This window comes from Salinivibrio sp. YCSC6, from assembly GCF_004916735.1.
Lineage (GTDB): Bacteria > Pseudomonadota > Gammaproteobacteria > Enterobacterales > Vibrionaceae > Salinivibrio > Salinivibrio proteolyticus.
Genome location: NZ_CP039516.1, coordinates 35,538 through 47,505 on the forward strand (window position 1 = coordinate 35,538; position 11,968 = coordinate 47,505).

Below are 11,968 nucleotides of genomic sequence, written 5' to 3' on the forward strand. Positions count from 1 at the left end.
CTTACAATTGAGGTAATTGTTCTGGTGGTGTGAGAGCGTCATTTTCGACGATTTTCACTTTTGAACCGTTGCTCAAGCGCACTTGGCCGGACGTTACCACGAGATCGCCAGGTGCGAGACCATCAATGATTCGGACTTGGTGGCCACGACGCTCGCCCACTTTAAGCACTTGCTGATAAGCACGCTTTTCGCCATCTTCTTCACGGATCACGTACACACTTTCGCCATACAAAGTGAAGTTGATCGCGGTTTGGTCAATCACGATTTGATCTTCAATAGTGGGCAAAATGATGTCTGCACGCGCAAACATCCCTGAGCGCAGTTGCCCGTCGTTGTTGGGAATGTTGGCTTCTACTTTAATCAGGCCGCTCTGACTATTGACGGCAGGCTCGATAGCACTAATTGAGCCGATAAACTCCATTTCTGGATACGCATCAACGGTGATACGTAGTGGCTGACTGAGACGGATTTTAGCAATGTCCGTTTGTGGCACGGTAAAGCGAAGCTTCATGACAGAGGTGTCTTCTAAACGAGCAATATCGGTACCTGGCTGCAAATATTCACCCATGAAGACATTACGCAGACCAATGACCCCATCAAACGGCGCTTGGAGGTTACGACGCGCGATGGTGGCTTTCAGCGCCGTGATATCCGCTTGTAACGAACGATAATTCGCCTCGGCTTCATCGAGTGCCTCTTTAGAGATGGAGCCTTTGGCAAACAGACCTTGGTAGCGCTTAAACTTCGCTTCCGCAGCAGGCAGGCGCGCTTGGGTGCTGGCGAGGTTGGCTTTTTCAACACTAGAGTCAAGTTCCACCAAATTTTGACCCCGCTTGACGGTTTGGCCTGATTCAAAATTGATCACATCGACCACCCCTGCAATTTGCGTGGTTAGGGTAATGCCTTGATTTGGCTCGATAAAACCAATAGCGTCGATGGTGGGGGTCCATGGCTCAGCAGCAACCGTCACGGCCGTCACCGGATGGGTTGGTTCCGGCATATTTGCCATATATTCCGCTATCTTTTGCTGCTTGAACAGGTTAAAGCCAATCACACTGCCAAACAGCAGCAGTGCAAGGATCAGCATGACAAAAAACCATTTTTTCATCGAAGTTAGCTCCGAACGTCGTTAGTGAAGAGAAATTGCATCCCAGCAAGCGCGAATTGCATCTGCGATAGCATCATCGTTCAGGGTTATAACACCCCGAACCTGTTTGCGAGCTAAACAAACCGCCGGTTCTAGCCCGAGAGCGATCAAAACGTCATCGTCCATGGGTTTGAATAGCCTTTGGTCTTTACCTTGTTGAATCACCCGATAAAGGTCAGCAAATGCGATGCGTTCCTGCTGAGTGTGTGCATGGTCATCACGTGGTAGTGCTTCGAATTGATCACGTGATAACAGGAGGTGGTCGCGCTGTAACATCATGTGCCAAGTATTGCGCCATAGGCGTTCAAATTGGTCGCGCAGCGTTGGTTCATCCTTAACCCCATGTTGAATGTTTGTCGCGCATTGCATCATCAGATGTGCAGATAATTGACGGAGTAAGTCATCCTTGTCATCGAAATAGCGATAAATGGTGCCAGCTGCTACGCCAGCATGCTTGGCGACTTGCTGCATCGAGACTTTATCGAGCCCACGTGTCGCAATGAGTTGTTCAGTGGCCGACAAAATTTGGGTGCGTTTATCCATACTGTGCATGGTATCAATAGTGAATGAACGTTCATTCATTTTAGTCTGTTTTTTGCGCGAGTGACAAGCGCAAAGTGTAGTCAATCTTTGCGACAAGCGCGCGTAAGATAGACATGTGAGTGTTTCCCTCTACAATGCCAACTCAGGTTAAAAAGAGGCGTTGTCACCATGAAACTTAACCCCGCGCAGTCCGATGCGGTGCGCCATATTTCCGGCCCTTGCTTGGTTTTAGCGGGAGCCGGTTCAGGAAAAACACGTGTTATTACCCACAAAATCGCCTATTTGGTTCAACAGTGTGGGTATAAAGCGCGTCATATTGCGGCGGTCACCTTTACCAACAAAGCAGCGCGAGAAATGAAAGAACGTGTCGCGCAAACGCTCGGCAAGCAAGAGTCGCGTGGCCTGATGGTGTCAACCTTCCACACCCTAGGTCTGAATATCATTCGGCGAGAATATAAAACCTTGGGGCTCAAGGCGGGCTTTTCGCTCTTTGATGACCAAGACCAATTGGCCTTGCTCAAAACCTTGACCGAAGATGAGCTGGATAATGATAAAGACTTGCTGCGTCAATTAGTGCATACCATCTCGAATTGGAAAAATGCGATGCTGGGGCCTGATGAGGCACTGGCGCAGGCGCAAGGTGAGCGCGATCAGTTATTCGCTGCCTGCTATGCGCGTTATCAAAAACAAATGCGGGCGTATAATGCGTTGGATTTTGATGACTTGATATTAATGCCGGTGGCGTTACTTAGTCAGAATCAAGCGGTTAGGGAGCGCTGGCAAGCACGCATTCGTTACCTGCTCGTGGATGAGTATCAAGATACCAATACCAGCCAGTATCAGTTAGTAAAACTGCTGGTAGGCGAGCGTGCGCGCTTTACGGTGGTTGGGGATGACGATCAGTCGATTTACTCATGGCGAGGCGCCCAGCCGAAAAATCTCGTTTACCTGCAGCAAGACTTTCCGCGCTTGCACGTGGTGAAATTGGAGCAAAACTACCGCTCAACCAGCCGTATACTGCGTGCCGCCAATATTTTGATTGCCAATAATCCGCATGTTTTTGAAAAAACGCTTTTCTCAGCATTACCTGATGGGGACATGCTAAAGGTATTGACGGCGAAAAATGAAGAGCATGAAGCCGAGCGTGTGGTGGGTGAGCTGATTGGCCATCGCTTTCTGGGACGCACCCAGTATAAAGACTACGCCATCCTTTATCGTGGAAATCATCAGTCTCGTCTCATCGAAAAAGCGCTGATGCAAAACCGCATCCCGTACAAAATATCGGGCGGCACCTCCTTTTTTGCTCGCGCAGAAATTAAAGACATCATGGCTTATTTGCGCTTGCTGACCAATCAAGACGATGACAACGCCTTTTTACGTATTGTGAATACTCCGCGACGCGAAATCGGCCCTGTCACACTGGAAAAACTGGGTAGCTACGCAAACCAGCGAGGCAAAAGCTTGTTTGCGGCGAGCTTCGAGTTAGGACTGACGCAGCATTTGTCGGGCCGAGGATTGGCCTCGTTACAGGCGTTCACACGTTGGATTGTTGAATTGTCCGATCAGGCTGAACGTGGCGATACCGTTGCCGCAGTACGAGCGTTGTTGCGTGATACCCATTACGAAGACTGGCTATATGAGACCTCGTCCAGCCCTAAAATGGCGGAAATGCGGATGAAAAATGTCTCGGATCTCTACAGCTGGATAGTGGCTGATTTAGAGGGCGATAATCCGGACAACACCGAGCGCAGTTTACGAGAAGTGGTTCAGCGCCTTACGCTGCGCGACATGATGGAGCGAGGTGAAGACGATGATGATGCTGATCAAGTGCAGCTGATGACCTTACATGCGTCTAAGGGGCTCGAATTTCCCTATGTGTATATGATTGGTATGGAAGAAGGCTTGTTGCCTCACCAGTCGAGTATCGACGAAGACAATATCGATGAGGAGCGGCGTTTGGCGTACGTGGGGATCACGCGGGCACAAAAAGCGCTGACTTTTGTAGTCTGTAAAGAGCGTCGCCAATTTGGCGAATTGATTAAGCCGCAGCACAGCCGTTTTCTCGACGAATTGCCGTTCGAGGATGTGGAATGGGAGATGAATAAAAAGCCCGTTTCACAACAAGAGCGCATGGAGAAGGGACAAGCCGCGATCGCGAACCTAAAAGCGATGTTAAACCAAAATAAATAAGCGCCGTTGATACGGCGCCTCTTATCACTCAATCGAACGCAACAACCATTCCGTCTTAGAGCGCGTCTAGCATGTGCTCAATCGCGGCAACGATCTCGTCGTCAGAGCAGTCCATACAGGTGCCTTTGGCAGGCATCGCATTAAAGCCGTTGATAGCGTGTTTGGTGAGGGTTTCCATGCCTTTGTCGACACGAGGCCCCCAAGCGGCGGCGTCACCGGTTTTTGGTGCGCCTGCTGCGCCTGTGCTGTGACACGCAGTGCAGTAGGTATTATAAACCTGATCGCCGGTACGCGGACCCGTCGGTTCAGCGGCAGCCGTTTCGACCGGGGCTTGACCGTCAAGGTATACATCACCAACCGGGGCAATGCGCTCGGCAATGGCGGATTTTTCACTCTCTGAGACTTCAAGCGCCTGTGCGGCTGAAGCAAACATGAAGGCAGCCACAGAGGCAACCATGATATGACGTAGACTCTTTCCCTTTGCGCTCACAATGACACTCCCACATTACTGGTGGCTTACGCCTTTTTCGTCTTATTTTGTCGCCAACCTCAAAGGGTGAATCAATGAAGACGTGATTCGGCCGCGACATTCATATTTCTCTACGGGCTCACCCAAACAGGGTAGGTTAACCCCGTGTAAAGATTAGGTGATTATAGCGCTTTAGATTGTTACGTTAAACCGTTATAGTAGAGACCTAACTGACGATTTCTACGCAATTTGTCCAAAAAGAGACCAGTCAGTAAAAAAATTAAAAAAAGTGCTAGACGGCTGGTAGCGATATCCGTAATATTCGTCACCGCCAACGGGGCAAGCGCCCGTAGCTCAGTTGGATAGAGCGTTGGCCTCCGGAGCCAAAGGTCACAGGTTCAAATCCTGTCGGGCGCGCCATTCCGGGATAGAAATAGATGGCAAAAAATCAGTGGTGGCTGTAGCTCAGTTGGTAGAGCCCTGGATTGTGATTCCAGTTGTCGCGGGTTCAAGTCCCGTCAGCCACCCCATTATTCTCGCTGAAAGCGAAAATGTCGGTGAATAGCGCAGTTTGGTAGCGCATCTGGTTTGGGACCAGAGGGTCGGGGGTTCGAATCCCTCTTCACCGACCACTATTACAAACCCTAGCCTAACGGCTGGGGTTTTTTCGTTTTTAGGTCTGCTTATCATGATAGATGTGTCTGTGTTGATGCCTGTCTGATTAACCCGCCTTACTTGCCTATTTATTTTTTGTCGCGATGACGCGGCTTCATGAAGAAAAAGTCAGAAATTAGAGCTTAATCAAGAATCCCACACAGAAAAAAACCTGAATCTGCCCGATATCAGCGGCTACGCGATACTGCTGCTATACCTAAGATTAGACAGGGTAAAACACTGCCATTCTTATTATTGATAAAACAGATAACAATTTATGCCGTGAATATCAGCGTAAAGCACTGGCAATGTTTTATGAGTGTTAACAGGTTGGGCTTTATCTTATGCGTAATTTGTTTTACAACTGTGACACGGTAATGAGTCTGTATTTCACTGATATGAAATATGTTTTGTATCTTTTGGGGTGAATTTACAGAGAATGGCTGTGAATGATTATTCGACCTTTAAGCAGGATTATGGCATATCCTGCTGTGTTGTTGATTTTTTGTGAAATGTTTGCCAGATTGGAATCCCCCTATTTTTTACTGGGTATCGGTTGAACAGGGCTCAGTCTGGACAAGGAGTACATCGTCACATTCGACGATGCCAAGGATGATAAATGGCACTGCTAGAAGTAAATAACCTACGAATAGAGTATCCGTCTCGTCATGGCGTACATGCGGCAGTGAAATCACTGTCATTTACCATTGAACGCGGCGAGATCGTTGGTGTGGTCGGTGAGTCCGGCGCGGGTAAGTCGACGGTTGGCAACGCGGTGATTGACTTACTGAGCCCACCGGGACGGATAGCCAGCGGCGATGTGTACCTCGATGGCAAAAAGATTTCTGGTCTGACGCCTAATGAGATGCGCAAGGTTCGTGGGGATAAGATTGGCTTTATCTTCCAAGACCCCATGACATCGTTAAACCCACTGTTCACGGTGGAGCAGCAGCTGACTGAAACCATTCTTACCAATTTAAATGTGACTCAGCAGCAAGCCTATCAGCGGGCGTTGACCTTGATGGAGCAAGTGGGGATTCCGGATCCAGAAATCCGCATTAAACAGTACCCCCACCAATTCTCTGGCGGCATGCGTCAGCGTGTGGTTATTGCTATCGCCCTAGCCGGTGAGCCCGATTTAATCATTGCCGATGAGCCTACCACTGCATTGGACGTATCAATACAGGACCAAATCCTGACGCTCATCCGTGACTTGTGTCAGCAGAAAAACGTCGGCTGTATGTTGGTGACCCATGATATGGGTGTGGTCGCGAATGTCACTGATCGCGTTGCGGTGATGTATCGCGGTGATTTGGTGGAAATTGGCACCACCCGACAAGTACTCGGTGAGCCACAACATCCTTACACGCAAAGTCTGATTTCGGCGGTACCACGCTCAGATATCAAGCTTGATCGCTTTCCACTGGTTAACTATATCGAAGAAGCTGGCGAAACCGTTGAGCTGGATATTAAAAACCATTGGTTGGGGCAAAGCCAAGATCAGCGCGCTTATACCGGGCCGTTATTGCAAGTCAAAGACGTATCGCTGCGTTTTGTTACCAAAGATTCGTTATTTGCCAGCCGTCGCGAATATGTTCAAGCGTCTGATCATGTCAGCTTCGATATTGTCGAAGGTGAAACCTTCGGGCTGGTGGGCGAGTCAGGATCGGGTAAGTCGACCATTGCCCGTGCGATTACGGGACTGTATCCGCCCAATACCGGACAAATCATTTTTGAAGGTATTGATCTCACCGCGATTAAGAGCGAACGGGCGCGACGTCCGATTCGTCGTCAAATGCAGATGGTGTTTCAGAACCCGTATTCGTCAATGAATCCGCGGATGAAAATCTATGACATTATCGCCGAGCCTATTCGCTTCCACCGCTTGGCAGACAATGAGTCTCAGATCCGTCAGATCGTTGGGGATTTATTGGATCATGTTGGATTAGGACGTGGCGCGGGGATCAAATACCCTCACGAGTTCTCTGGTGGCCAACGTCAGCGGATTTCAATTGCCCGCGCACTGGCAACGCGCCCGCGCTTATTGATTTGTGATGAACCTACGTCGGCGCTGGATGTGTCGGTGCAGGCCCAAATTCTAAACCTGCTTAAAGACCTACAAGACGAGCTCAATCTCACCATGCTGTTTATCAGTCACGATTTGCCAGTTATTCGACAAATGTGTGATCGCATTGGTGTGATGCGCAAGGGTCAGCTGTTGGAAGTGGCACCGACCGAGCAACTATTTACCGATCCTCAGCATGAATACAGCCGCAAGCTGATTTCATTGATGCCGGAATTTAAGGGAATGAGCACGGAAGGTTTGCAAACGGCATAGTTAGCCTGTGCCGTCGCGGCCAGATGGCCGCAATTGATTACCGATGCAAACACAGCAGGGGACACTCCCCTACGCATAAAGGAGCTATGCAAATGAAAACAATGAAGAGCAAGATTGCCGTGGCGCTGATGGCTGCAGGCCTAAGCTTTAGCGCAGCCGCGGCGGATATCACCATTGCTTACGATGCGGATCCTGTCTCACTTGACCCGCATGAGCAACTGTCTGGTGGCACGTTGCAGCTTTCTCATATGGTCTTTGATCCGTTAGTCCGTTTCACCCAAGAGATGGACTTTGAGCCACGCCTCGCGACCTCTTGGGAGCGCATGGATAACAAAACGGTGCGCTTTAATTTGCGTGAAGGTGTGACGTTCCACTCTGGTAACCCATTTACTGCTGATGATGTCGTTTGGACGTTCAAGCGCCTCAAATCCTCGCCAGACTTCAAAGGGATCTTCACCCCGATTGTTGATATTAAAAAAGTCGATGCGCATACGGTAGACGTGATCACGGATGGCACCTACCCATTGGTTGAAAACGTGATGACCTATGTCTTCCCGATGGACAGCAAATACTACAGTGGTAAAACCGAAGACGGGCGTGACAAAGCAGAGCTGAAGAAAAATGGCTCAACCTATGCGTCAACACACCTGTCAGGGACCGGTCCTTACGTGGTTGCCGAGCGTGAGCAAGGCGTTGTTGTGGAATTTAAGCGCAACGAAAACTACTGGGACAAAGAAAGCGAAGGCAATGTCGACAACATCACCTTACGCCCAATTAAAGAAGACGCCACCCGCGTCGCTGCCTTGTTGTCAGGTGATGTGGATATGATTGCGCCGGTGTCACCGAATGATTACCGCCGTATCGAACGCTCTGATAACTTGCAGTTGGTGACCATGCCAGGGACGCGCGTGATCACTTTCCAAATGAACCAAAGTGTTGTTGATGAGTTTAAAGACCCGCGTGTTCGTCAAGCGGTTGCTTATGCGGTCAATAACGAAGGTATCGCGCAAAAAATCATGAAAGGCGCCGCCACACCAGCTAGCCAGCAAAGCCCCGTCGGGTATGCAGGCTACAATGCTGATCTAAAGCCGCGTTATGACTTGGCCAAAGCGAAAAAGCTGATGGAAGAGGCGGGTTACCCAGATGGCTTCTCGATCACCATGATTGCGCCGAATAACCGTTATGTGAACGATGAAAAAATCGCTCAAGCGGTTGCGGCGATGATGGCGAAGATTGGGATTAAGGTCGATCTGCAAACCATGCCAAAAGCGCAATACTGGCCAGAGTTTGATAAGTGTGAAGCGGGCATGCAAATGATCGGCTGGCACCCAGATACTGAAGACTCCGCCAACTTTACCGAGTTCTTGACCATGACCCGCAATGCGGACACAGGTAAGGGCCAGTACAACTGTGGTCACTACTCAAACAGTGAAGTCGACAAACTGGTCACGGCGGCGAACTCAGAGACCGATCTCGAGAAGCGCAGTGCCATGCTGCAAAAAGTCGAGAAGATCCTGTATGACGACGCTGCTTTCCTTCCTCTGCACTGGCAGGATCCATCATGGGCCGCCAAAAATAACGTCAACATCAAACCGATTGTTAACGGTATGAACTTCCCTTATTTCGGCGATTTGGTCGTCGAGTAAGGGTGTAAAAGGGGGCCTGATAAGGCCCCTTCATCTCCAATCGCTTAGAGGCAAACATGGTAACGTTTTTAGTCAAACGTCTGGTTCAGGCACTGGTAGTGATGTTTGTGATCAGTCTGGTGGCGTTTGCTATCCAGGACAACCTCGGCGACCCCTTGCGGGAGCTGGTGGGGCAATCAGTATCAGAAGCGGAGCGTAACGCGCTGCGCGATGAGATGGGACTTAACGATCCCTTTATTACCAAGTACACCCGTTTTATCGGTAAAGCGGTACAGGGCGACTTGGGAAATTCGTACTTCTTTAAACGTCCCGTGGTGGACGTGATTTTAGATAAGCTGGTAGCGACACTGGAGCTCGTCGCTGGGGCGGCGTTAATTATCGTTGTCGTGTCGATCCCACTTGGGGTGTATTCTGCCATTCATCCCAATAGCATTCTCACCAAAGTCATCATGGGCTTCAGTATTGTGGGGATCTCGATACCTGTTTTCTTAACCGCCATCATGTTGATGTATGTGTTCTCGATTGAGTTAGGTTGGTTGCCGTCGTATGGGCGAGGTGAAACGGCCAATTGGCTTGGTTGGGAGTCCGGCTTTTTCACCTTGGATGGCTTGGCGCACTTGGTGCTGCCCGCGGTCTCGCTGGCATCGATCATGTTACCGCTGTTTATTCGCTTAGTGCGCTCTGAAATGCTGGAAGCGCTTGGCACTGAATACGTGAAGTTTGCGCGTGCAAAAGGCTTGCCCCAGAAGAAAGTGTACTACCAGCACGCGTTGAAAAATACCATGTTGCCCGTTGTCACCGTCGGTGGGGTACAAATTGGTACCATGATTGCCTATACCATTTTGACGGAAACTGTCTTCCAATGGCCTGGCACGGGGTTTCTCTTCCTTGAAGCGATTAACCGTGTGGATACGCCACTGATCACCGCTTATGTAATTTTTGTCGGCTTGATATTTGTGGTCACGAATACCTTTGTTGATCTGCTCTATGGCCTTATCAACCCAACGGTCAATCTTACAGGTAAGGAGGCATAGGCAATGACACAAACAACCACTCAGCCAAACCGTTGGCAGCGCTTTTTAGCCTCAGATTTTCTCTATCACTTTAAGCGTGACAAAGTCGCGATGGCGAGTTTTACCGTCTTTGTCCTGTTCGTTTTGTTGGCGCTATTTGCCCCGCTTATTGCGCCGACCAATCCCTACGATCTGACCATGATTGATATTATGGACTCAGAATTACCCCCGGCATGGATGGAGTGGAGCGATCCGCGTTTCCTGCTAGGAACGGATAACCAAGGGCGCGATATTTTATCGACCATGATTTATGGTCTGCGTATCTCCCTGACCATTGGTTTGTGTGCGGTCGGTTTGCAGCTTCTATTGGGTACTGTGATTGGGCTCAGTGCGGGCTATTTTGGCGGACGAATCGACAGCTTTTTCATGCGAATTGCTGATATTCAGTTGTCGTTCTCGACCATGATGGTGGCGATCATTGTCTCGGCCATTTTTAAAGCCAGCTTTGGCAGTGAGTTTTACAGTCAATATGCGATCTTAATGCTGGTGGTGATTATCGGGGTGGCGGAATGGCCACAGTATGCCCGCACCATTCGAGCATCTGTGCTTGCTGAAAAGAAGAAAGAGTACGTCGAAGCGGCGCGAGTGATGGGTTTTCGTTCCCCGCGGATTATGTTCCGCCATATCTTGCCGAACTGTCTTTCGCCCATTTTGGTCATTTCGACGGTGCAGGTCGCTAACGCGATTATGTCGGAAGCGGCGTTATCCTTTTTGGGTTTGGGCATGCCAGTCGATCAGCCGTCATTGGGCTCACTGATCAGTATCGGATTTAACTATATCTTCTCGGGGTCGTGGTGGATCACCGCCTTTCCTGGCATCGTACTGGTCTTATTGGTACTAGTCATCAACTTACTGGGCGATTGGCTGCGGGATGTCTTCAACCCCAAAATCTATAAAGGGTGAATAAAATGGCTGCGTTTGCAGCCATTTTTGTTGGAAGCTAACAGGCTGAGCAGCGCTCGCTTGAGTCGCCGCGTCACTTTGCTTAAGCTGACAACATTCGGTTTTCAGGAGAGCAAATCATGAGGTGGTTGCGACGTCTTGCGGTGAGTGCCGTAGCAACATGGGCGATCAGTGCGCCAGTGAATGCGGCGCAAACGCCGTGTGCGGTGATTGACCACCAACAAGGCTGGCCCATTATTGGTGAGCAGTGCGATATTGGTGAAGGATTGTGGGGCAACCAAGCGCTTGACCCAAATAGCCATGCGTTTTGGATCCAGTGTGGGGCAACGGAAGGTGTGCCATCGCGCGCGTTTTTCCAGTCGCTGCGTCAAGGGTTGCCAGACTTGCCATTTCAGGTGCATCTCCGTGATGGGCGCGGGCGTTGCCTGATTGGTCCATATGATAACCCTGACGTGGCGCGTTTGGTGTTACAGCGTGTGCGCCAGTTCGGACCCACCCAAAAGGCTGTTATGCGTCAAACACGCCAGCCATTGTCGGAACCGGCCGTGATTCGCTTACCCCCTTTAGCGACGCAGGCGAAGTCTGCGGCGTCATCATCGACGATGGCAAAATCAACCATGCCAGCGAGCGCGTCCACCATTAACCTGAATCATTTTGGTTTGCCTGAGCCGGAAGCCGGCGATCAGCAATATGTGGAAAAGGATATCAATTGGTTGCGTATTGACTATGCAGGCGCGATGGCACGGTGCCAAAAAGAGGGCATGATGCTGGCAAGCCAAGCCGATTTAGCCGCAGTATCTAAGGCCACCGATCAGTTGCCTATGCGTTTACCTTATTGGGTGCAAGGAGCAATGGGCGTGGATGCCCGCACTGGGAAAGTGGTGACGCGTAATGCCGATGCGGCGTTAAACGTATTGTGTAAAAAGCGTTGACGCTCGGATGAAGAATAACAAACGCCCCGCTTGAAGCGGGGCGTTTTCGTTTGCTTGTGTCTCATTTTCCACG

At 50.1% G+C, this 11,968-nt stretch carries 9 protein-coding genes and 3 tRNA genes; 9 read left to right on the top strand and 3 right to left on the bottom strand.

Going from position 1 to position 11,968, the window contains the following annotated elements; genetic code table 11:
- Position 1: 1 nt before the first annotated feature.
- Entirely contained in the window at positions 2-1,108 is a 1,107-nt protein-coding gene (locus tag E8E00_RS00155; RefSeq protein ID WP_069590331.1) for an efflux RND transporter periplasmic adaptor subunit, read from the bottom strand.
- A gap of 21 nt (positions 1,109-1,129) precedes the next feature.
- Positions 1,130-1,729, bottom strand: coding sequence for a TetR/AcrR family transcriptional regulator (locus E8E00_RS00160; protein WP_240531913.1), 600 nt, complete (start codon positions 1,727-1,729; stop codon positions 1,130-1,132).
- A 129-nt stretch (positions 1,730-1,858) separates the two neighbouring features.
- Between E8E00_RS00160 and rep the strand changes: the two genes are divergently transcribed.
- Entirely contained in the window at positions 1,859-3,880 is a 2,022-nt protein-coding gene (rep, locus tag E8E00_RS00165) for a DNA helicase Rep (protein WP_069590328.1), read from the top strand.
- 55 nt (positions 3,881-3,935) lie between these two features.
- Here rep and E8E00_RS00170 read toward each other — a convergent pair whose 3' ends face one another.
- Positions 3,936-4,370 (bottom strand): cytochrome c5 family protein, encoded by a 435-nt coding sequence (locus E8E00_RS00170; protein WP_069590326.1) that lies wholly within the window; start codon positions 4,368-4,370, stop codon positions 3,936-3,938.
- Positions 4,371-4,692: 322 nt separating this feature from the next.
- On the opposite strand from E8E00_RS00170, the gene E8E00_RS00175 reads away from it, so the two are divergent.
- The 8 genes from E8E00_RS00175 (at position 4,693) to E8E00_RS00210 (ending at position 11,895) form a co-directional block, all read left to right on the top strand.
- Positions 4,693-4,769: transfer RNA gene (locus E8E00_RS00175), tRNA-Arg, on the top strand.
- A 34-nt stretch (positions 4,770-4,803) separates the two neighbouring features.
- Positions 4,804-4,879: transfer RNA gene (locus E8E00_RS00180), tRNA-His, on the top strand.
- Between the two features lie 25 nt (positions 4,880-4,904).
- Positions 4,905-4,981, top strand: a tRNA-Pro gene (locus E8E00_RS00185).
- Positions 4,982-5,622: 641 nt separating this feature from the next.
- Positions 5,623-7,341, top strand: a complete 1,719-nt coding sequence (locus E8E00_RS00190) for an ABC transporter ATP-binding protein (RefSeq protein ID WP_069590324.1) — start codon at positions 5,623-5,625, stop codon at positions 7,339-7,341.
- Between the two features lie 92 nt (positions 7,342-7,433).
- Complete coding sequence (locus E8E00_RS00195) at positions 7,434-8,987, top strand: ABC transporter substrate-binding protein (RefSeq protein WP_069590322.1); 1,554 nt, start codon at positions 7,434-7,436, stop codon at positions 8,985-8,987.
- Between the two features lie 56 nt (positions 8,988-9,043).
- On the top strand, positions 9,044-10,021 hold the full coding sequence (locus E8E00_RS00200) for an ABC transporter permease (RefSeq protein WP_069590320.1): 978 nt from the start codon (positions 9,044-9,046) through the stop codon (positions 10,019-10,021).
- 3 nt (positions 10,022-10,024) lie between these two features.
- Entirely contained in the window at positions 10,025-10,963 is a 939-nt protein-coding gene (locus E8E00_RS00205) for an ABC transporter permease (RefSeq protein WP_069590317.1), read from the top strand.
- A 119-nt stretch (positions 10,964-11,082) separates the two neighbouring features.
- Positions 11,083-11,895, top strand: coding sequence for a hypothetical protein (locus E8E00_RS00210; protein WP_096630277.1), 813 nt, complete (start codon positions 11,083-11,085; stop codon positions 11,893-11,895).
- Positions 11,896-11,968 lie beyond the last annotated feature (73 nt).